The sequence below is a fragment of the Saccharothrix tamanrassetensis genome, assembly GCF_014203665.1.
In the GTDB taxonomy this organism is placed as follows: Bacteria; Actinomycetota; Actinomycetes; order Mycobacteriales; family Pseudonocardiaceae; genus Actinosynnema; species Actinosynnema tamanrassetense.
In genome coordinates, this window is the sequence record NZ_JACHJN010000003.1 from 390,319 (window position 1) to 410,991 (window position 20,673).

Genomic DNA, 20,673 nt, shown 5'->3' on the forward strand with positions numbered 1-20,673 from the left:
CAGCCTAGGTGGTGGACGTCACTCGCGGCGGAAAAGGCCCTGCTGGTCGGGAGCCCGGTCGGGCAGGATCCGGGTTCGTGCCACACACCGCGATCGTGACCGGGGCGAACCAGGGGATCGGGGCCGCCACGGCCCGCGCGCTGGCCGAGCAGGGGGTTCGGGTGCTGATCTCGTTCCTCCGCTACGCCCCGGCGCCGGACGCGAGCCTGCCCGACGAGTACTTCACCAGCCGGGAGTCCGGCGCGGACGCCGTGGTCGCGGCCATCCGCGAGGCCGGCGGGCAGGCGCACGCGCTGGAGGTCGACCTCACCGACGTGGGAGCGCCGGCGCTGCTGTTCGACACCGCCGAGAAGCTGTTCGGCCCGGTGGACGTGCTGGTCAACAACGCGTCCGGGTGGGTGCAGGACACGTTCCTGGCCAACGAGACCGACCAGTTCGGCCGGGTGCAGCGGGCGGTGACGCCGCAGACGTTCGACGCGCAGTTCGCGGTGGACGCGCGGGCCGGGGCGCTGCTGATCGCCGAGTTCGCGCGCCGGCACCTGGCCAGGGGCGGGAACTGGGGCCGGATCGTGGGGCTCACGTCGGGCGGGCCCGGCGGGTTCCCCGGCGAGGTGTCCTACGGGGCGGCCAAGGCGGCGTTGGACAACTACACGCTGTCGGCGGCGGCGGAGCTGGCCCCGCACGGCATCACCGCGAACATGGTCAAGCCCGGGGTGACCGACACCGGCTGGGTCAACGACGAGGTGCGGGCGCGGTTCCCGGTGGCGCGGCCGGAGGAGGTGGCGTCGGTGATCGCGTTCCTGTGCTCGGAGGCGGCGGCTCGGGTCAGTGGGAACGTGCTGGTCCTGCGCTGATTACCGGCGGGTAACATAGGGCGCATGAAGGCATCACGTCTGCGGCTGGGGATGAACCTGTGGCCGCCCTTCCTGTTCGCGGGCATCCGGGTCGTGGCGATCTCCGACGACTACCGGTACGCCAAGGTGCGGATGCGACTGCGCTGGTACAACCGCAACTACGTGGGCACCCACTTCGGTGGCTCGCTGTTCTCGATGACCGACCCGTTCTGGATGCTGCTCGTGCTGCGCCACCTCGGCCGTGACCACATGGTGTGGGACCGGGCCGGCGAGATCGAGTTCGTGCGGCCGGGGCGGGGGACCGTGTACGCGGAGTTCCGGTTGACCGATGAGCACCTGGCGGAGCTGCGCTCGCAGGCGGCGGGTGGCGGCAAGGCGCTGCTGTGGTTCCCGGTGGAGGTGGTGGCCGAGGACGGGTCTGTGGTGGCGCGGGTACGGAAGCAGGTTTACGCGCGTCTGAAGGCCGGCTCACCGGATGAAACCGGTGTCGTTCAGGTCTGAGGTTTGAGAATCATCGGCCCAAGGGTGGACTTGGGTGGGCGGGCGCGGTAGTGGTTCAGCTCATGCGTACTGCGTTCGGTTCGGCTTTCGATGTGCCCGCGGGCTACCTGAACACCGCCGGGATCGGGGTGCCGCCCGCTCCGGCCGCCGCGGTGGTCGCGGATGCCGTCCGGCGGTGGAGTTCCGGCGCCGACGCGCCGACCGCCGTCGATCCGGTGGTGGGCGTCGCGCGGGAAGCGTTCGGGCGGGTGGTCGGGGTGCCGGTCGAACGGGTCGCCATCGGGGCGTCGGTCGGGCAGCTGGTGGCGTCGGTGGCCGCCGGGTTGCCCGCCGGGGCTCGGGTGCTGGTGGCGCGAGGGGACTTCACGTCGCTCACGTTCCCCTTCGCGGCACGCGGGTTGGAGGTCACCGAGGTCGAGCTGGACTCGCTGGTGTCCTCCGTGGACGGCCACGACCTGGTGGCGGTGAGCGTGGTCCAGTCCGCGGACGGGCGGATCGCCGACCTGGAGGGGTTGAGGGGCACCGGGGTGCCGGTGCTGCTGGACGTCTCCCAGGCGGCGGGGTGGCTGCCGCTGTCGCTGGAGTGGGCGGACTGGGTGGTGGGGGCCGGGTACAAGTGGCTCATGGCGCCGCGCGGGTGCGCCTGGCTGGCCTGCTCGCCGGCCGGGTTGGCGCGGGCGGTGCCGGTTTCGGCGAACTGGTGGGCCGGGGAGGACCCGTGGGCCACGGTGTACGGGTTGCCGCTGAGGCTGGCCGGCGACGCGCGGCGGCTGGACATCTCGCCGGTGTGGTTGTCGCAGTTCGGGGCGGCGGCTTCGTTGCCGTACGTGGCCTCGCTGGACCTGGCGGCGGTGCGGGACCACAACGTGGGGCTGGCGGACTCGTTGTTGGCGGGGCTGGGGCTGCCGGCGCGGGGGTCGGCGATCGTGGCGCTGGAGCTGCCGGCGGGGTCCGGGGAGAAGCTGGCGGCGGCGGGGGTGCGGTCGTCGGTGCGGGCGGGGCGGGTGCGGTTCGGGTTCCACCTGTACAACACGGTGGAGGATGTGGATCTCGTGCTCGAAGCGCTGCGGTAGCCGTCGTCCGTTACGGTGACTGATTGTGTCGGTTCCTCCCGAATCACCTGAAGAGGTGACGCAGCGGTTACCTCGTGTCCCGGCTCAGCCTCCGGCTCGGGGGCCGGGTGGGGTGCATGGCGGGTTGCCGGGGCCTGGGGGTCCTGGGGCGCCGGGTGGGGCCGGGCCTACGGATACGGCGCCGTTGTGGCGGTCGGAGATCGGGCAGCTTGATTCGCTGTTGAGTTCACCACCACCACCACCGACGGCTGCTGCGTCTCGGCCGGTCGGGGCCGAGCGGCGGGGATGGCTGCTCAAAGGGTTGGGGCTGCTCGCGGTGGCGGTGGTGTCCGGGTTGGTGTGGTGGGCGGTGATGCCGAAGGAGACACCGACGTCCACACCTCCTACTACGTCCACGGCGGCTGGGGAGTTCACGTTCGCGCGGTCACCGCAGGTGCCGGAGGCGCTGAAGGACAGCCAGTGCGCGTCGCACGCGTACGGGCAGACGAAGACGTTCCTGACGGACACGCCGTGCCAGCAGTTGACGCGAGGGCTGTTCACGACGACTACGCCGGATGGGCGAACTGTGTACACGTCCGTGTCAGTGGTGCGGATGAAGACGCTGGAAGATGCGACGAAGTTGAAGGAGCTGACCAGTCGGGACGGCACCGGGAACGTCAACGACCTGGTGAAGGACGGGGCGGTGCAGGTGCCCGGGTTGCGGTCGTTGGGGTCTGGCGGGTTCGCGGCCAAGCAGCAGGACCGGGACGTGATCATCATCGAGTCGGACACGGTGCAGCACGGGGCGGATGAGGCTGCGCACAACGCGTTGATGAAGAGGGTGTCGGCGGATGCGTTCCGGTTGGTGGCGGAGTTGACGTGAGTGGGCGGGGTGGAGGGCGAAGAGCGTCCTCGCCGGACGGGGCAGGCCGCCAAGGATGCTGGGAGGACCTTCAAGCTCTGTGAGCTTGAAGGTCCTTGAGCATTGGTGGGTGGGTGTGAGGGGCGCAGGGGGTGTGATCAGCCGTCGGCTGTGCCTGGTAGGGCGATGGACAAGGGCGTGATGCCCGCGGTCTTTCGCCATCTGGTGGCTCGGATTGCGGAGGTCGTCAGGGCGTCCAGGGCCGATTTGCGCAACTCCTGGTCGTCTGTGCGCTCCACTACGCCGCGCCAGGCGACGCAGGCGTCTGTTTCGACCGCGATCAGGGCCGCGATAGCGGACGCCGCGCTGTCCACGGGTTGGGGTGGCAGGTAGGCGGGGGCCGGGGGCTTCGGCTGGGCGCCCTTGTCCCTCAGCCAGCGTTCGGTGGTGTCGCGGCGGGCACGGTGGGCTGTGGCGCCATCCGCCACGGCTGCCGCCTGCTGGTCCACGAAGGCGCTGACCAGGCCATAAGTCCACACCGCGGCGTGCTCGGCCGCCAGGGCGTCCTGCACCGCTTCCACGCTCATGACAGTGCCTCCAGCAGGCTCGCGCATCCGGCCGACACCGAGGCCACCAGGCCCGCCCGGTGGGTCGGGACCGTGGTGGCCAGGTCCCCGGCCTGCTTCTGGGCCGCCTGCAACGCCGTGATCAACGCCTCCCTGGTCGGGTTGGCGGGCGGCGCGGGCGACGACGTCGGTGCCGGTGTCGGGGAAGGGGACGTGCCGGGGACCTTGGGGGTGGCCCGGTCGACTTCGGCCTGGAGCTTGTCGGCGTGCCGGGTTCTCGCCGCCGCTGTTTCCGGGGCGCCTGCGGCGGTGGCCAGGGCCGCGTCCGCGCGGGCCGCCTCCACCAGGTCGGCCAGCGGGTCGCGGGGCGGTGGGGCGGGCGGGGGTGTGGTGCACGCTACTGCCAGGGGGGCGGTGGCCGCTGCCAACAGCACGCCGCGCCTGCTGAGCGCCGTTCTTCCGATCACGTGTGCCGATCCTGCCAGAGGGGCCGTGGTCGCCTCTGGGGCGTGCGGGCCGGCCGGGACGGGATAGTCTGGGCGACCAACGGCCGGCGAGTGCAGCGTCGGCCGGGGTTGCCGTGCCTTCTGCACCCGAAAGGAGTCACCACGTGTCCAGCCCGCCGCGCGGAGAACTCGCCGCGCAGCTAACACCCGTCGTGCGGGAAGCGGTGGAGGCCATCGGCTTCGACCTCGAAACGCTCGACGTGAACCCGGCTGGGCGTCGCAGGCTGGTGAAGGTGGTCGTGGACGGCGACGACGGGATCGGGCTGGACGAGGTCGCCCAGGCCAGTCGCGCCGTGTCCGCCGCGCTCGACGCGCACGAGCACCTCATCGCGGGCCCGTACACGCTTGAGGTCACCTCGCCGGGCGCCGACCGGCCGTTGACGAAGCCGCGCCACTGGAAACGGGCGAAGCTGCGGCTGGTCAAGGTCAAGCAGCCGGACCAGGTCGAGTGGTTCGGCCGGGTCGGGGCCGCCGACGACAGCGGCGTCGTGCTGCTGGTCAAGGGCGAGTTGCGGCGGGTCGAGTACCGCTCGGTCGAGCGGGCCGTGGTCGAGGTCGAGTTCAAGCAGCCGCCCGTCGAGGAGCTCGCGCTCCTGGAGGGCACGCATTCGAACGAATCGAAGGAGGAGTCGGGGTGAACGTCGACATCGCCGCACTGCGGGCGATCGAACGGGACAAGGACATCCCCTTCGACACCGTGCTGGAAGCCATCGAGACCGCGCTTCTGACCGCGTACAAGCACACCGACGGTCACCACTCGCACTCGCGGGTGGAGATCGACCGCAAGACCGGTGTGGTGCGCGTGCTGGCCCAGGAACTGGGGCCGGACGGGGCCGTGTCGGAGGAATGGGACGACACGCCGGAGGGGTTCGGCCGGATCGCGGCCACCACGGCGCGCCAGGTGATCCTGCAGCGGTTGCGGGACGCCGAGCACGAGCGGACGTTCGGCGAGTTCTCGGCCAAGGAGGGCGAGATCGTCGGCGGCGTCGTCCAGCGCGACGCCCGCGCCAACGCGCGGGGCATGGTCGTGGTGCAGATAGGGGACACCGAAGGCGTGCTGCCGCCCGCCGAGCAGGTGCCCGGTGAGGCGTACGAGCACGGCTCGCGGCTCAAGTGCTACGTCGTGGGTGTGTCACGGGGCGCGCGCGGGCCGCAGATCACGCTGTCCCGCACGCACCCGAACCTGGTGCGCCGGCTGTTCGCGCTGGAGGTACCGGAGATCGCCGACGGCACCGTGGAGATCCCGGCGGTGGCACGTGAGGCAGGTCACCGTTCGAAGATCGCGGTCCGGTCGTCGGTGCCCGGCGTCAACGCCAAGGGCGCGTGCATCGGCCCGATGGGCGCCCGCGTCCGGAACGTGATGAGCGAGCTGGCCGGTGAGAAGATCGACATCATCGACCACTCCGACGACCCGGCCACGTTCGTCGGGAATGCCCTGTCACCTGCCAAGGTTGTCTCCGTGCGGGTGCTCGACGAACGCGCCAAGACGGCGCGCGTGGTCGTGCCGGACTTCCAGCTCTCCCTCGCCATCGGCAAGGAGGGCCAGAACGCCCGGCTGGCCGCGCGGCTGACCGGCTGGCGCATCGACATCCGCAGCGACGCGGACGCCGGTGGGGCCGCGCCGGCGGGTGCGGCGACATCCGGTTCGGCTGATTGAGCGGCAGGAGATAGACTTCTCAGTGGTTCGACGTCGGGATTCGGGTTTCGCGCACAAAAGCCCAGTTCGCACGTGCATCGGATGTCGTGTCCGGACGTCGCCCTCCGAGTTGCTGCGCGTGGTGGCGGTGGACGGGACCGTGGTCCCGGACGCGCGCCGACGACTGCCCGGCCGGGGTGCATGGCTGCACCCCGATCCCGGCTGTCTCCGCGACGCCGAGAAGCGGAGGGCGTTCCCGAGGGCCCTGCGGGTTCCGGGGCCGCTCGACGTGGAACGTCTGCGCGGACATCTCGAACAACTCGGGAACCAGGTCGCGGGATCGCCCCGCGTCCCGCACGAAGCAAGGAAGCAGGTCGACCCGTCATGAGTCAGCCGTGAAGCTGAAGACATGAACGCGCGACGTTAAGACGAGGTCGACGGGACTAGCCGCCGGCCTCATCACCAGAGGAGTGCAGTGGCAGGCAAGGCCCGCGTGCACGAGCTCGCCAAAGAGCTCGGCGTCACGAGCAAGGAACTGTTGAGCAAGCTCGCCGATCAGGGCGAGTACGTGAAGTCCGCGTCCAGCACCGTCGAGGCCCCGGTGGCCCGCCGGCTCAGGGACGCCTACGCGTCGAAGTCCGACTCGAAGCCCAAGCCCGGCGCCCGTCCGGCGCCCCCCAAGCCCCAGCCGCAGGCCTCCGCGCCGGCGGACGGTGCGAAGTCCGACGCGAAGCCCTCCGGCCCGGTCGGCAAGCCCGGCCCGCGTCCGGTGCCCGGCCCCAAGCCGGTCGCGCCGAAGCCCGCTCCGGCGGCCCCGGCCCCGGCTCCCGCGCCTGTTTCGAAGCCCGCTCCGGCGGCGGCTCCGGCACCCCAGCCGGCGGCACCCGCCGCGCAGGCCGCTCCGGCGGCTGCGGCGGCTCCGGCCCCCGCGCCGCAGCAGGCCTCGAAGCCGGCCGGTCCGCGTCCCGGCCCCCGCGCGCCGCAGCAGCAGCCCGCGGCGGCCCAGCAGCAGAGCCCGTCCGTCGTGCCGCCGCGCCCGCAGTCCCCCAAGCCTGCCGGTCCGCGTCCGCCGCGTCCGGGCAACAACCCGTTCGGTGTCGGCGGTGGCGCTCCCGCGCCGCGTCCGCAGGCCCCGCGTCCCGCCACGCCGGGCGACCGTCCCGAGCGCGGCGAGCGCGGTGACCGCGGCAACTCGCCCAAGCCCGGCGACCCGCGTCCGGCCGGCCCCCGTCCGGGTGGCTCCGGCGGTCCCGGCGGCCCGCGTCCCAACCCCGGCAACATGCCGCCCCGGCCGAACCCGGGCATGATGCCCGGCCGTCCGGCCGGCAACCGGCCCGGTCCCGGCGGTGGCGGCGGTGGCCGTCCCGGTGGCGGTCCCGGCGGTGGCGGTCGTGGCCCCGGTGGCGGCGGCGGTCGTCCCGGCGGTGGCGGCGGTGGCGGTGGCTTCCGCGGCGGTCCCGGTGGGGGCGGCGGCGGTGGCGGCGGTTTCCGCGGCGGTCCCGGTGGCGGCGGTGGCGGCGGCGGTGGCGGCTTCCGCCCCGGTGGCGGCGGTGGCGCCCCGGCCGGTGGTGGCGGTTTCCGCGGCGGCGGTGGCCGTCCCGGTGGCGGTGGCCCCGGCGGTCGCGGTGGCGCGGCCGGCGCGTTCGGCCGTCCCGGTGGTCCGGCGCGTCGCGGTCGCAAGTCCAAGCGCCAGAAGCGCCAGGAGTACATGGACAACATGCAGGCGCCGTCGGTCGGTGGCGTCCGCCTGCCCAAGGGCAACGGCGAGGCCATCCGGCTGCCGCGCGGCGCCTCGCTGACCGACTTCGCCGACAAGATCAACGCCAACCCGGCTTCGCTGGTGCAGGTGCTGTTCCACCTCGGCGAGATGGTCACCGCGACCCAGTCGGTGTCCGACGAGATCCTGGAGCTGCTCGGCTCCGAGATGAACTACAACGTGCAGGTCGTGTCCCCGGAGGAAGAGGACCGCGAGCTGCTGGAGACGTTCGACATCACCTACGGCGAGGACGCCGGTGACGAGGACGACCTCCAGATCCGCCCGCCGGTGGTGACCGTCATGGGTCACGTCGACCACGGCAAGACGCGCCTGCTGGACACCATCCGCAAGGCGAAGGTCGCGGAGGGCGAGGCCGGCGGCATCACCCAGCACATCGGCGCCTACCAGGTGCGGACCGAGCTGGAGGGCAACCCGCGCCTCATCACCTTCATCGACACCCCGGGCCACGAGGCGTTCACCGCCATGCGCGCCCGCGGTGCGAACTCGACCGACATCGCGGTCATCGTGGTGGCGGCCGACGACGGCGTGATGCCGCAGACGGTGGAGGCGATCAACCACGCCCAGGCGGCCAACGCGCCGATCGTGGTCGCGGTCAACAAGATCGACAAGGAGGGGGCCAACCCCGCCAAGATCCGCCAGCAGCTCACCGAGTACGGGCTGGTCGCCGAGGAGTACGGCGGCGACACCATGTTCGTCGACATCTCGGCGAAGCAGGCCGTCAACATCGACGGGCTGCTGGAGGCGATCCTGCTGACCGCCGACGCGTCGCTGGACCTGCGGGCCAACCCCGACATGGAGGCCCAGGGCGTCGCGATCGAGGCGCACCTGGACCGCGGTCGCGGTCCGGTCGCCACGGTGCTGGTGCAGCGCGGCACGCTGCGGGTCGGCGACTCGATCGTCGCCGGCGACGCCTACGGCCGCGTCCGCCGCATGGTGGACGAGCACGGCGACGACGTCACCGAGGCGACGCCGTCCCGTCCGGTCCAGGTCATCGGTCTGACCTCGGTGCCCGGCGCCGGTGACTCGTTCCTCGTGGTCGACGAGGACCGGGTGGCCAGGCAGATCGCCGAGCGCCGCCAGGCCCGCACCCGCAACGCCGCCAACGCGGCGCGGCGCAAGCGCGTGAGCCTGGAGGACCTGGACGCCGCGCTGAAGGAGACCAGCGCCCTCACCCTGATCATCAAGGGCGACAACTCCGGTACCGTCGAGGCGCTGGAAGACGCGCTGATGAAGATCGAGGTCGGCGACGACGTCGAGCTGCGGGTCATCCACCGCGGTGTCGGTGGCATCACCGAAGGCGACATCAACCTGGCCGTCGCCGGTAGCGCGATCGTCCTGGGCTTCAACGTCCGGGCCGAGGGCAAGGCGACCGAACTCGCGAACCGCGAGGGCGTGGACGTCCGCTACTACACGGTGATCTACCAGGCGATCGACGAGATCGAGCAGGCCCTCAAGGGCATGCTCAAGCCGGAGTACGAAGAGGTCCAGCTGGGCCGCGCGGAGGTCCGCGAGGTCTTCAAGTCCTCCAAGGTCGGCACGATCGCGGGTTGCATGGTGCTGTCGGGCGAGATCCGCCGCAACGCGCGGGCCCGCCTGCTGCGCGACAACAACGTGGTCCAGGAGAACCTGCCGATCAGCTCGCTGCGGCGGTTCAAGGACGACGCGACCGAGGTCCGCGAGGGCTTCGAGTGCGGCCTGACGCTCGGCAACTACGCCGACCTCAAGGTCGGCGACGTCATCGAGACGTTCGAGATGCGCGAGAAGCCGCGCGCGTAGATCGTCTTCGGACACCGGGGGCCGTCGCTGTCGTGGCGGCGGCCCCCTCCTACCCCATGGTGATGACACTTGTACGTGGGTGCCCTTGAGCTGGACGTGCTGCTCGGCGACGTCCACTCGTTGAAGCAGAAGCGGTCCGCGGTGAAGCCCGTGGTGGCGGAACTGCGCCGGAGGTTCGAGGTTTCCGCGGCGGAAGCGGGTCACCTCGACCTGCACCGCCGCGCGCTGATCGGAGTGGCGGCGGTGGCCGCCGACGCCGAGCATGTCAGGGACGTCCTGTTCGCCTGCGAGCGACTGGTGGCCGGCCGTCCCGAACTGGAACTGCTCTCCGCCCGCCACAGGCTGGTCGGGCCGGAGGACGACTGAGGCCGCCGCAAGAGGCGGCTGGCGAGTACGGAGGAGGGAGCGCCGTGGCCGACCAGGCACGGGCGCGCAAGCTGGCCAAGCGGATCTCGCAGATCGTGGCCTCCGCGCTGGAGCACCAGGTGAAGGACCCGCGCCTGGCGCGGGTGACGATCACCGACACGCGAGTGACCGGTGACCTGCACGACGCGACGGTCTACTACACGGTGCTGGGCGAGAAGCTGGACGCCGAGCCGGACTTGGTGGGCGCCGCAGCGGCGCTGGAGAAGGCCAAGGGCGTGCTGCGCACGATGGTGGGCCAGCAGACCGGCGTCCGGTTCACCCCGACCCTGACGTTCGTCACCGACACCGTGCCCGACGAGGCCCGGCGGATGGACGAGCTGCTGGAGCGCGCCCGGGAGGCGGACGCCGAGGTGGCCCGCATCGCGTCGGGTGCCGAACCGGCGGGTGAGCCGGACCCGTACAAGCCTCCGCGTGAAGCGGAAAAAGCGGACTAGCGTTCCGGACGTGTCCAACGACCTGAGCGCCGCGCTGACGGCCGCAGCCACCGCCCTGACCGCCGCCTCCGACGTGACCCTGCTGGCCCACGTGAACCCGGACGCGGACGCGCTGGGCAGTGCGCTGGCCCTGGGTTTGGTCCTGCAGCGGCTCGGCAAGGACGTGCGGGTGTCCTTCGGGGCACCCGCTTCCGTGCCCGAGACGCTGCGGGACCTCGACGTGGCCGGGCTGCTGGTGCCGGCGGGTGAGGTGCCCGCGGCGCCGGAGGTGTTGGTGGCGCTGGACACGGGGTCGGTGGGGCGGCTCGGGCCGTTGGCGGACCGGGTGCGGACGGCGGGGACCGTGGTGGTGCTGGACCACCACGTGTCCAACCCCGGCTTCGGGACCGTGAACGTGGTCGACCCGGCGGCCGAGGCGACCGCGCTGGTGGTCCTGCGGTTGCTGGACGAGCTGGGTGTCGAGCTGGACGAGCCCGTCGCGCGGTGCATCTATGCCGGGTTGGTGACGGACACCCGGTCGTTCCGGCACGCCAGTGCCGCTACGCACGAGGTGGCGGCTCGGCTGTTGGCGGCCGGGGTGGACGCGGAGGCCGTCGCCCGGCCCTTGATGGACTCGCACCCCTTCGAGTACCTGGCCATGTTGGCGAAGGTCCTGGCGCGGGCGTCGTTGGACCGCTCGGCGGCTGGCGGGATGGGGTTCGTGCACGCTGTCGTGACCTTGGAGGATGCGGCGGGGTTGCGTCCGGAGGAGGTCGAGAGCGTGGTGGACCTCGTTCGGACCACTGCCGAGGCCGAGGTGGCGGCGGTGCTGAAGGAGTTGCGGCCGTCGTACTGGTCGGTGTCCTTGCGTGCGGTGAGCCGGGTTGACGTGCGCGAGGTCGCGCAGTTGCTCGGCGGGGGTGGGCATCGGTTGGCGGCCGGGTTCACGGCCGAGGGTGACGCTGCGGGTGTGGTGGGCCGGTTGCGGGATGCGCTGGAGACGGTTGCGCGGGGTTGAGGTCTGGGTGCTCGGGGTGAGGCCGGGGTGCGTGGGGTGGCGCGCATGTCGCGGACCGCTGCCGCTGAAAAGCTGAAAAGAGTCCTCGCCGGATGGGCAGGCCGCCAGGGATCTCATAACGCCAAAGCTTGGAAGATGCAAGCACGCTGTGTGTCAGGGCGTGAGGCGCCGGGTGGTTGTCGGAATGTCGGTGGTTCGTGAGAGGTTGGAGCGGGGGGCTGCTCTGACCGGCCCTTGAGTTGTCGGGGCGGGAGGGGCGGGCGTGGGATCGCGGGTGCCGGCGAAGCGGGTGTTGGGGTTGGCGGTGCCCGCGCTGGGGGTTCTTGCTGCCGAGCCGTTGTACGTGTTGGTCGACACCGCTGTGGTCGGGCACCTGGGGGCCTTGCCGCTCGCCGGGTTGGCGTTGGGCGGGGTGTTGTTCACCCAGGTCGCCACCCAGTTGACGTTCCTCTCCTACGGCACGACGGCCCGGACTGCCCGGTTGTTCGGGGCCGGCCGTCGTGCGGACGCGGTCCAGGAGGGTGTGCAGGCCACTTGGTTGGCGCTGGCCGTCGGGCTGGTGGTGATCGTGGTCGGGCAGTTGCTCGCCGCGCCTGCCGCTCACCTGCTGGCCGGCGGTGAGGTGGCCGACCAGGCTGTTGCCTGGTTGCGGATCGCGTTGTTCGGGGCGCCGTTCGTGTTGGTCACGATGGCGGGCAACGGGTGGATGCGCGGGGTCGAGGACACGGTTCGGCCCTTGGGGTACGTGTTGTTGGGCAACGGGCTGTCGGCTGTGCTCTGTCCACTCCTGGTGCACGTGGCCGGGTGGGGGTTGGAGGGCAGTGCTGTTGCCAACGTGGTGGCCCAGGTGTTGTCCGCCGGGTTGTTCTTCCGGGCGTTGTTCGCCGAGGACGTGGCGCTCAAGCCGCAGCCGAAGCTGATGCGGGCGCAGCTCGGGCTCGGGCGGGACCTGGTGTTGCGCAGCCTGGCGTTCCAGGCCTGCTTCATCTCCGCCGCCTCGGTGGCCGCGCGCACGTCGGTGGCGGCGGTGGGTGCGCACCAGATCGTGTTGCAGCTGTGGACGTTCCTGGCCCTGGTGCTGGACTCGTTGGCCATTGCCGCGCAGGCGATCGTCGGCCAGGCGCTGGGTGCCCACCGGCAGGAGGAGGCCAAGCGCTTCGCGTGGCAGATCACCGGTTACGGACTCGGGTTCGGGGTGCTGCTCGGGGCGGTGTTCGCGGCGCTCGCCGGGGTGATCCCGCCGTTGTTCACCAGCGATCCGCTGGTGCTCGGCGAGGTGCCGCACGCTTGGTGGTTCTTCGTGGTCCTGCAACCGATCGCGGGTGTGGTGTTCGCGCTCGACGGGGTGCTGCTCGGTGCCGGGGACGCCGGGTTCCTGCGCACCGCGACGCTGGTGTCGGCGGCGGTGGGCTTCCTGCCGCTGGTGTGGGCCTCGCTGGCGTTCGGCTGGGGGCTGGTCGGCATCTGGTCGGGACTGTCCGCGTTCATGGTGCTGCGGTTGGTCACGCTGCTGGTGAGAACGCGTTCGGGCAGGTGGGCACGGGTGGGCGTGGTGTGGTGAGGCGCACGTACCGGAATCGTTAACAATAGGCAAGTGTTTCCGATGGACGGAGTGCCGCCGCACGGAAACACGAGGAGTTCTGCCTTGCCGGTCGATCGTGCCACGAAGCAGGCGTGGCTGATCTGGTCCACCGCCGTCGTCGTCTACCTCGCCGCCCTGTTCCACCGCACGTCGCTCGGCGTCGCCGGGCTGGAGGCCGCCGACCGGTTCGACGTCGGTCCTGCCGCGCTGGGCACGTTCACGGTGCTCCAGATCGGCCTCTACGCCATGATGCAGATCCCCACCGGCCTGCTGGTCGACCGGTTCGGGCCGCGTCGGGTGCTCACCGCCGCCGCGCTGCTGATGGGTGTCGGCCAGCTGATGTTCGCGCTGGCCTCGTCGTACCCGTTGGGGCTGGCCGCACGGGCGGTGCTCGGCGTCGGTGACGCCATGACCTGGGTGAGCGTGCTGCGCCTGGCCGCCGCCCACTTCCCGCCGCGCAGGTTCACGGTCGTGATGTCGCTGTCCGCCGCGCTGGGCGGCGCGGGCAACCTGGTGGCCACCCTGCCGTTGACCTTGCTGCTCCAGAACGCCGGGTGGACCGCCACGTTCCTGATCGCGGGCGCGGCGACGGCCCTGTACTCGGGGATCGTCGCCTGGCGGGTGCGCGAGGTGCCCGACGGCGTGCCGCAGCCGCCTGCCGATGCCGTGCCGCTGCGCACGGTGGCGAAGCGGGTCGCGGTGGCCTGGCGGGTGCCGGGCACCCGGCTCGGGTTCTGGGTGCACTTCGCGTCCATGTCGACGCCCGCGTTGCTCGGGCTGCTGTGGGGCTTCCCGTACCTGGTGGAGGCGCAGGGCATGAGCCGGCCGGACGCGTCGGCGGTGCTGAGCCTGCTCGTGGTGGTGGGGATCGTCGCCGGACCGATCACCGGCGCGGTGATGGCGGGCCGGCCGGAGTGGCGGATGCCGATCGTCGGCTGGTACCTCGCCGCCGCCCTGGTGTGCTGGGCGGTGCTGCTCGGGTGGCCGGGCGGTGTGCTGCCGCCCGCCTTGCTGTACGTGGTGTTCGGGGTGCTCGCGGTGGGTGGTCCGGCGTCCGGCGTGGCGTTCGCGCTGGTGCGCGACTACAACCCGTTGCACCGGGTGAGCACGGCCACCGGTGTGGCGAACGTCGGTGGCTTCGCGGCGATCACGTTCACGGCGCTGGCCGTCGGTGTGCTGCTGGACCTGGTCGACGGGCTGCCGGCCGCGCAGGCGTACCGGATCGCTTTCCTGGCCGTGGTTTCCGTGCTCGTGCTGGGCGTGTGGCGGACGGCCGTGTGGTGGCGCCGGGCGCGGGCCGCGGTGTTCGCCGCGGAGGAGCGCGGGGAGCGGGTGCCGGTGCAGTTGCGTCGCCGGCGCTGGGACGTTCTCGCGGAGGCCTAGGATACCCGGTCGTGTCCGCATCAACTCCCGCTGTGCAGCCAGGTCTGGTCGTCGTAGACAAGCCGGACGGCATGACGTCCCACGACGTGGTGGCGAAGGTCCGCCGCATCCTCGGTACCCGGAAGGTCGGTCACGCGGGCACCCTCGATCCCATGGCGACCGGTGTGCTGGTGCTGGGGGTGGAGCGGGCGACGAAGCTGCTCGGGCACCTGGCGCTGGACAGCAAGGCCTACCTGTCCACCATCCGGCTCGGCTCGTCCACCACCACCGACGACGCCGAGGGCGAGGTGCTGTCCACTTCGGACGCGTCCGGGGTGGCGGAGGACGCGATCCGGGCGGGCGTCGCGCGGCTCACCGGGCCGATCCAGCAGGTGCCGAGCGCGGTCAGCGCGGTGAAGATCGACGGTAAGCGCGCCTACGCCCGGGTCCGCGACGGCGAGGCGGTCGAGATTCCGGCCCGCCCGGTGACCGTGCACCGGTTCGACGTGCTGTCGATCCGCCGCGAGGACGCCGCGGTCGAACTCGACGTGATGGTGGAGTGCTCGTCCGGCACGTACGTCCGCGCGCTGGCCCGCGACCTGGGCGCGGACCTCGGTGTCGGCGGCCACCTGGCAGCCCTGCGCCGCACCCGCGTCGGCCCGTTCGACCTGCGCGTGGCGAAGACGCTGGCGCAGCTGGAGGAGTCGCCCGGCCTGTCGCTGAACCTGGACGAGGCCGTCACCAAGGCCTTCCCCCGCCGCGAGATCGCCCCGCGCGAGGCCATCGCCCTGTCCCACGGCCAACGCCTCGCGGCCGGCGGCCTGGACGGGACCTACGGCGTCTTCGGCCCGGACGGCCACGTCGTCGCCCTGGCCAAGGACGAGGGCCCCATCGCCAAACCGCTGGTGGTTCTCACGCCGGCCGGATAGGCCTACCGTGGGTGTCATGGCGAGATGGGTGTGGCCGACCGCGGCCGGCGTGGTCACCTCGGCGACCGGGGTCGCCGTCAACCTGGCCACGGACCAGGGCGGCAACCCCTGGACGTGGGGCGGCGTGGTCGTGCTCACCGCGATCGGCGTCGTCGTCGGCCTGGCCGCGCAGCGCTCGGAGCGGAAGCGCCACCAGCAGCAGCCGGAACCGGCCAGGGCCGCCGGTGTGCACAACAGCGTCACCGGCACGGTGCACGGCGGCGTCGTCCAGGCGGGCACGCTGGGCTCCGTCACCCTCCACTCGGGCCCCACGATCAACCAGAACGCCACCGCCCACGAGGGCGGCACGATCCACCAGGCGGGACGGGACATCCGCCACGACCGGGGGCAGTGACCACCGGACCGCGGGAATGCGGTGCCGGCCGGGGACGGGGCAGGTGGGGCGGGATCGGGCGGCTCGCCCAGCTCCGGCGGCCGGGACCGGTCCACGTAGGCTGCACCCCGTGCAACGGTGGCGTGGGCTGGAGCACCTGCCCGGTGGTTGGGGTCGGTGCGTGGTGACTATCGGGGTGTTCGACGGGGTGCACCGGGGGCACCAGGCGCTCATCGGCCGGGCTGTCGGGCTGGCCGCGGCGAAGGGGGTGCCGTCCGTCCTCGTGACGTTCGACCCGCACCCGTCCGAGGTCGTCCGACCCGGCAGCCACCCCGCCCAGCTGACCAGCCTCCGCCGACGCGCCGAGCTGGTGGAGGAGCTGGGGGTCGACGTGTTCTGCGTCATCCCCTTCACGGTCGAGGTGTCGCGGATGCCCGCCGACGAGTTCGTGCACGAGGTCCTGGTCGACCGGCTGCACGTGGCCGCGGTCGTGGTCGGGCAGAACTTCACCTTCGGCAGCAAGGCGGCCGGCAACGTCGACCTGTTGCGCGCGCTGGGACAGCGGTTCGGGTTCGGGACCGAAGGGGCGGATCTGGTGACCGACGACGGCGTGACGTACTCGTCGACCTACATCCGGGCGTGCATCGACGCCGGGGACGTGAAGGCCGCCGCGCAGGCGCTGGGCCGGCCGCACCGGCTGGAAGGCATCGTGGTGCGCGGGGACGGGCGCGGCAAGGAGCTCGGCTTCCCCACCGCCAACCTCTCGACCACGCGGTTCGCCGCCGTGCCCGCCGACGGCGTCTACGCGTGCTGGTTCATCCACTCGAGCGGGCGCAGGCTGCGGGCCGCGGTGTCCGTCGGCACGAACCCGACCTTCTCCGGCCGGGAACGGCGGGTGGAGGCGTTCGTGCTGGACGTGGACGAGGACTTCTACGGCCAGCGGGTCGGGCTGGACTTCGTGGAGCGGCTGCGCGGCATGGAGAAGTTCGACAGCGTCGACGGGCTGCTGGACCAGATGCACCGGGACGTCGCGGAAACGCGGGACATCCTGCCGCTGGACGACGCGTGACGCGTTGAACCACCTGGGTGGAACACCCCATGGCGGGGCCACTTACCTGGCAAGATGCCTGACACGTCCAAGCCGGTCAGGGGAGAGGCGAAGGTGGAGGACCACAAGATCGTCCAGCGCAACCTCGCGTTGCAGCGCGAGTGGTACGGGGAGCCCTTGGGGGACCGGGTGCGCCGGTTGGTGGTCGCCTTCAGGGTGTCCCAGGCGCAGCTCGCCGACGTGCTGGGGATCAGCGCCCCGATGCTCAGCCAGGTGATGAGCGGGCGCCGCGCCAAGATCGGCAACCCCTCCGTGCTCGCCCGGATGATCATGCTGGAGCGCAAGGTGCTCACCCCGGACGTGGCGACCGGCGCGCCGGAGGCGCTGCAGCGCGCGCTGGAGGAGGTGCGCGAGTCCAGGCCGACGGTGAGCCGCGACTCGCTGCCGGTGAACGGCACGGACGACGAGGCCACCGTGTTCCCGTTCCTGCGCCGCATCGCGGACCGGCGCGAGCTGTCCCAGGCGGCCGACATGCTGGGCGAGGACTTCCCGGCGCTGGCGGACCTGCTGCGCCGCGCGGGCAAGGGTCGGGACTCCTGAGGCTGTTCACGGGCGTGTTCCCGCCCGCGCCGGTGGTCGCCGAACTCGACGAGGCCCTGCGCCCGCTGCGCGCCGCCCACCCGGACCTGAAGTGGAGCACGCCGGGTCGCTGGCACATCACGCTCTGCTTCCACGGTGACGACGCGGTGCCCGACGGCCGGCTGGAGGCGCTGCGGGACGCGACCGCGCCGACGCTCCGGCTGACCGGCTCCGGCACGTTCCCCGGCGTTCTCTGGATCGGCGTCGACGGCCCGCTGCACCCGCTGGCCCGGCTGGCGGGGGCCGACGAGCGTTGGCGTCCACATCTGACGGTCGCCCGCTCGCGCCGGCGCCGGGTCCGTTGGCCGCACGTCGGGTTCACCGGTCGCGAGTGGACCGTCACCGAGGTCGCGCTGGTGGGCAGCGACCCGTCGGCGGGCTACCGGGTGCTCGACCGGGTGCCCTTGAGCACGCCGAACGACTAGCCGCGTCGACTACTGGTAACCTCGACAGTTGGGTCTGGCTGCGGTCCGTGGCGGCCATGACCGTCTACCCCCGGTGACGGGGGCCGCACGGAACATCCCAGGTACAAGGAGTAGCGGGAACGTGGCACTGACCACCGAGCAGAAGAAGACCATCCTGACCGAGTACGGCGTCCACGACACGGACACCGGTTCGGCCGAGGCGCAGGTCGCGCTGCTGAGCAAGCGCATCGCCGACCTGACCGAGCACCTCAAGCAGCACAAGCACGACCACCACTCGCGTCGTGGTCTGCTGCTGCTGGTCGGTCGTCGCCGCCGGCTGCTCAACTACCTCCAGAAGGTGGACATCCAGCGCTACCGGTCGCTGATCTCGCGACTGGGTCTGCGCAGGTGACAGCCGCCGAGGGGGAGTGACCGGACCGGTCGCTCCCCCTCGGCGCAACACACGCAACACACGCAACACAACGGAACAAAGACGAGGGACGCACGCACCAGCGCGGCGCAACGGCGACGACAGTTCGCCGGTCCTCGGTAGTGGCCCCCTGGCCGATCCGAATCCCAGGGGACTTCGATCGAAGACCGGCCTCGTCCGGCCCGCGACCCCGCGCCCGCCCGCGCTGCGGCCCGCATGACGAGGAGTTTTGAAGCACATGACGGAATTCGAGGTCCACGAGACTTCAGCCGTGATCGACAACGGTCGGTTCGGCACCCGCACCATCCGGTTCGAGACCGGCAGGCTGGCCCGCCAGGCGGCGGGTTCGGTCGTCGCCTACCTGGACGACGAGACGATGCTGCTGTCGGCGACGACGGCGTCCAAGCACCCGAAGGAGCACTTCGACTTCTTCCCCCTCACGGTGGACGTCGAGGAGCGCATGTACGCCGCGGGCCGCATCCCCGGCTCGTTCTTCCGCCGCGAAGGCCGGCCGTCGACCGACGCGATCCTGACCTGCCGGCTGATCGACCGCCCGCTGCGCCCGTCCTTCGTGGACGGTCTGCGCAACGAGATCCAGGTCGTCATCACGGTGATGAGCCTGAACCCGGCCGACCTGTACGACGTGGTGGCGATCAACGCCGCGTCCGCGTCCACGCAGCTCGCGGGCCTGCCGTTCTCCGGCCCCATCGGCGGCGTCCGGGTGGCCCTGATCGAGGGCCAGTGGGTGGCGTTCCCGACCCACGAGCAGCTGGAGAAGGCCGTGTTCGACATGGTGGTCGCCGGCCGTGTGGTGTCCTCGCCGGACGGCGACGACGTCGCGATCATGATGGTCGAGGCCGAGGCCACCGAGCGCGTGATCGACCTGGTCGCCGAGGGCGCGCAGGCGCCGACCGAAGAGGTCGTGGCGGCGGGCCTGGAAGCGGCCAAGCCGTTCATCAAGTCGCTGTGCGACGCGCAGGCCGAGCTGGCCGCGCACGCCGCCAAGGCGACCGGCGAGTTCCCGACCTACCCGGCCTACCAGGACGACGCGTTCGCGGCGGTCGAGCAGGCCGGTGCGGCGGACCTGGCGCAGGCGCTGGGCATCGCGGGCAAGCAGGAGCGCGAGTCCCGCATCGACGAGGTCAAGGCGTCGGTGCTGGAGCAGCTGGCCGCGCAGTTCGAGGGCCGGGAGAAGGAGGTCGGCGCGGCGTTCCGCTCGCTGACCAAGAAGCTGGTGCGGCAGCGCATCCTGCGCGACAAGGTCCGCATCGACGGCCGCGGCCTGACCGAGATCCGGTCGCTGTCCGCCGAGGTCGAGCTGATCCCGCGGGCGCACGGCTCGGCGCTGTTCGAGCGCGGCGAGACCCAGATCCTGGGTGTCACCACGCTGAACATGCTGCGCATGGAGCAGCAGATCGACTCGCTGTCGCCGGAGACGCACAAGCGCTACCTGCACCACTACAACTTCCCGCCGTTCTCCACCGGCGAGACCGGCCGCGTGGGCTCGCCCAAGCGGCGCGAGATCGGCCACGGCGCGCTGGCCGAGCGGGCGCTGATGCCCGTGCTGCCCAAGCGGGACGAGTTCCCGTACGCGATCCGCCAGGTCTCCGAGGCGCTGAGCTCCAACGGCTCCACCTCGATGGGCTCGGTCTGCGCGTCCACCATGTCGCTGCTCAACGCCGGCGTGCCGCTCAAGGCGCCGGTCTCGGGCATCGCGATGGGCCTGGTGTCCGACGAGGTCGACGGCAAGACGGAGTACGTCGCGCTGACCGACATCCTGGGCGCCGAGGACGCGTTCGGCGACATGGACTTCAAGGTCGCCGGCACCAAGGAGTTCGTGACCGCGCTCCAGCTGGACACCAAGCTCGACGGCATCCCGTCCGACGTGCTGGGCGCGGCGCTGGGCCAGGCCCGCGACGCCCGCCTGACCATCCTGGAGGTGATGGCCGAGGCCATCGACCGCCCGGACGAGATGAGCCCGTTCGCGCCTCGGGTGACCTCGGTGAAGATCCCGACCGACAAGATCGGCGAGGTGATCGGGCCGAAGGGCAAGATGATCAACTCGATCACCGAGCAGACCGGCGCGGACATCTCGATCGAGGACGACGGCACGATCTACGTCGGTGCGGCGGACGGCCCGTCGGCCGAGGCGGCGATCGACATGATCAACGCCATCGCCAACCCGCAGCTGCCGAAGGTGGGCGAGCGGTTCCTGGGCACCGTGGTGAAGACCGCGGCGTTCGGCGCGTTCGTCTCGCTGCTGCCCGGCAAGGACGGCCTGATCCACATCTCCAAGCTGGGCAACGGCAAGCGCATCGCCAAGGTGGAGGACGTCGTCAAGGTGGGCGACAAGCTCCGGGTGGAGATCGCCGACATCGACCAGCGCGGCAAGATCAGCCTGGTCCTGGTCAACGAGGACGAGGCGGCCGCACCGGCGCAGGACCCGGCTCCGGCCGAGGCCCAGGACGCCGTGCCGGCCGAGTCGTCGGCGCAGTGACGGCACGGTGACCGCGAGCGTC

At 71.8% G+C, this 20,673-nt stretch carries 22 protein-coding genes; 20 read left to right on the top strand and 2 right to left on the bottom strand.

Annotation, left to right across the window (positions count from 1 at the left end):
• Positions 1-77: 77 nt before the first annotated feature.
• The 4 genes from FHS29_RS10955 to FHS29_RS10970 all read left to right on the top strand — a co-directional run bounded on the left by FHS29_RS10955 (position 78) and on the right by FHS29_RS10970 (position 3,290).
• Positions 78-854 carry an SDR family NAD(P)-dependent oxidoreductase gene (locus tag FHS29_RS10955; RefSeq protein ID WP_184690463.1) on the top strand — a complete coding sequence of 259 codons (777 nt, stop codon included), beginning with the start codon at positions 78-80 and terminating at the stop codon, positions 852-854.
• A 24-nt stretch (positions 855-878) separates the two neighbouring features.
• The gene (locus FHS29_RS10960) at positions 879-1,355 is read left to right on the top strand and encodes a DUF4442 domain-containing protein (RefSeq protein WP_184690464.1); all 477 of its coding nucleotides are present in this window, start codon (positions 879-881) and stop codon (positions 1,353-1,355) included.
• A 62-nt stretch (positions 1,356-1,417) separates the two neighbouring features.
• Positions 1,418-2,428, top strand: coding sequence for an aminotransferase class V-fold PLP-dependent enzyme (locus tag FHS29_RS10965; protein ID WP_184690465.1), 1,011 nt, complete (start codon positions 1,418-1,420; stop codon positions 2,426-2,428).
• 301 nt (positions 2,429-2,729) lie between these two features.
• Complete coding sequence (locus FHS29_RS10970; RefSeq protein ID WP_184690466.1) at positions 2,730-3,290, top strand: hypothetical protein; 561 nt, start codon at positions 2,730-2,732, stop codon at positions 3,288-3,290.
• A 137-nt stretch (positions 3,291-3,427) separates the two neighbouring features.
• Here the strand turns inward: FHS29_RS10970 and FHS29_RS10975 are convergent, their stop codons facing one another.
• A complete protein-coding gene (locus FHS29_RS10975) occupies positions 3,428-3,856 on the bottom strand; it encodes a ferritin-like domain-containing protein (protein ID WP_246440161.1) in 429 nt (142 codons plus the stop codon).
• Positions 3,853-4,302 carry a hypothetical protein gene (locus tag FHS29_RS10980; RefSeq protein ID WP_312864862.1) on the bottom strand — a complete coding sequence of 150 codons (450 nt, stop codon included), beginning with the start codon at positions 4,300-4,302 and terminating at the stop codon, positions 3,853-3,855. The genes FHS29_RS10975 and FHS29_RS10980 overlap by 4 nt, the downstream gene beginning before the upstream one ends.
• 143 nt (positions 4,303-4,445) lie before the next feature.
• On the opposite strand from FHS29_RS10980, the gene rimP reads away from it, so the two are divergent.
• The 16 genes from rimP to FHS29_RS11060 all read left to right on the top strand — a co-directional run bounded on the left by rimP (position 4,446) and on the right by FHS29_RS11060 (position 20,651).
• Entirely contained in the window at positions 4,446-4,979 is a 534-nt protein-coding gene (gene rimP / locus FHS29_RS10985) for a ribosome maturation factor RimP (RefSeq protein ID WP_184690468.1), read from the top strand.
• Positions 4,976-5,998, top strand: a complete 1,023-nt coding sequence (gene nusA, locus FHS29_RS10990) for a transcription termination factor NusA (protein ID WP_184690469.1) — start codon at positions 4,976-4,978, stop codon at positions 5,996-5,998. The genes rimP and nusA overlap by 4 nt, the downstream gene beginning before the upstream one ends.
• Positions 5,999-6,125: 127 nt before the next feature.
• A complete protein-coding gene (locus FHS29_RS10995) occupies positions 6,126-6,365 on the top strand; it encodes a YlxR family protein (RefSeq protein WP_446689062.1) in 240 nt (79 codons plus the stop codon).
• Between the two features lie 87 nt (positions 6,366-6,452).
• Positions 6,453-9,530: a translation initiation factor IF-2 gene (infB, locus tag FHS29_RS11000; protein ID WP_184690471.1), complete on the top strand. Its 3,078-nt coding sequence runs from the start codon at positions 6,453-6,455 to the stop codon at positions 9,528-9,530.
• Between the two features lie 69 nt (positions 9,531-9,599).
• Positions 9,600-9,896: a DUF503 domain-containing protein gene (locus tag FHS29_RS11005; protein WP_184690472.1), complete on the top strand. Its 297-nt coding sequence runs from the start codon at positions 9,600-9,602 to the stop codon at positions 9,894-9,896.
• A gap of 44 nt (positions 9,897-9,940) precedes the next feature.
• A complete protein-coding gene (rbfA, locus tag FHS29_RS11010; RefSeq protein WP_184690473.1) occupies positions 9,941-10,390 on the top strand; it encodes a 30S ribosome-binding factor RbfA in 450 nt (149 codons plus the stop codon).
• Positions 10,391-10,400: 10 nt separating this feature from the next.
• A complete protein-coding gene (locus FHS29_RS11015; RefSeq protein WP_184690474.1) occupies positions 10,401-11,387 on the top strand; it encodes a DHH family phosphoesterase in 987 nt (328 codons plus the stop codon).
• Between the two features lie 262 nt (positions 11,388-11,649).
• A complete protein-coding gene (locus FHS29_RS11020; RefSeq protein WP_184690475.1) occupies positions 11,650-12,948 on the top strand; it encodes an MATE family efflux transporter in 1,299 nt (432 codons plus the stop codon).
• Between the two features lie 84 nt (positions 12,949-13,032).
• The gene (locus tag FHS29_RS11025; RefSeq protein ID WP_376774406.1) at positions 13,033-14,352 is read left to right on the top strand and encodes an MFS transporter; all 1,320 of its coding nucleotides are present in this window, start codon (positions 13,033-13,035) and stop codon (positions 14,350-14,352) included.
• A gap of 11 nt (positions 14,353-14,363) precedes the next feature.
• Positions 14,364-15,260, top strand: a complete 897-nt coding sequence (gene truB, locus FHS29_RS11030) for a tRNA pseudouridine(55) synthase TruB (RefSeq protein WP_184690477.1) — start codon at positions 14,364-14,366, stop codon at positions 15,258-15,260.
• 16 nt (positions 15,261-15,276) lie between these two features.
• The gene (locus tag FHS29_RS11035; protein ID WP_184690478.1) at positions 15,277-15,654 is read left to right on the top strand and encodes a hypothetical protein; all 378 of its coding nucleotides are present in this window, start codon (positions 15,277-15,279) and stop codon (positions 15,652-15,654) included.
• 109 nt (positions 15,655-15,763) lie between these two features.
• Entirely contained in the window at positions 15,764-16,702 is a 939-nt protein-coding gene (locus FHS29_RS11040) for a bifunctional riboflavin kinase/FAD synthetase (RefSeq protein ID WP_184690479.1), read from the top strand.
• A gap of 93 nt (positions 16,703-16,795) precedes the next feature.
• A complete protein-coding gene (locus tag FHS29_RS11045; protein WP_184690853.1) occupies positions 16,796-17,281 on the top strand; it encodes a helix-turn-helix domain-containing protein in 486 nt (161 codons plus the stop codon).
• Positions 17,282-17,295: 14 nt separating this feature from the next.
• The gene (locus FHS29_RS11050) at positions 17,296-17,745 is read left to right on the top strand and encodes a 2'-5' RNA ligase family protein (protein WP_184690480.1); all 450 of its coding nucleotides are present in this window, start codon (positions 17,296-17,298) and stop codon (positions 17,743-17,745) included.
• Between the two features lie 121 nt (positions 17,746-17,866).
• Positions 17,867-18,136, top strand: coding sequence for a 30S ribosomal protein S15 (gene rpsO / locus FHS29_RS11055; protein WP_184690481.1), 270 nt, complete (start codon positions 17,867-17,869; stop codon positions 18,134-18,136).
• A gap of 256 nt (positions 18,137-18,392) precedes the next feature.
• Positions 18,393-20,651, top strand: a complete 2,259-nt coding sequence (locus FHS29_RS11060) for a polyribonucleotide nucleotidyltransferase (protein WP_184690482.1) — start codon at positions 18,393-18,395, stop codon at positions 20,649-20,651.
• The last annotated feature ends 22 nt before the right edge of the window (positions 20,652-20,673 follow it).

Bases quoted from the DNA above. Each gene is read 5' to 3' on its own strand.
- FHS29_RS10960 (WP_184690464.1), top strand. From the start codon at position 879: ATGAAGGCATCACGTCTGCGGCTGGGGATGAACCTGTGGCCGCCCTTC.
- FHS29_RS10965 (WP_184690465.1), top strand. From the start codon at position 1,418: ATGCGTACTGCGTTCGGTTCGGCTTTCGATGTGCCCGCGGGCTACCTG.
- FHS29_RS10975 (WP_246440161.1), bottom strand. From the start codon at position 3,856: ATGAGCGTGGAAGCGGTGCAGGACGCCCTGGCGGCCGAGCACGCCGCG.
- FHS29_RS11035 (WP_184690478.1), top strand. From the start codon at position 15,277: ATGGCGAGATGGGTGTGGCCGACCGCGGCCGGCGTGGTCACCTCGGCG.
- FHS29_RS11060 (WP_184690482.1), top strand. From the start codon at position 18,393: ATGACGGAATTCGAGGTCCACGAGACTTCAGCCGTGATCGACAACGGT.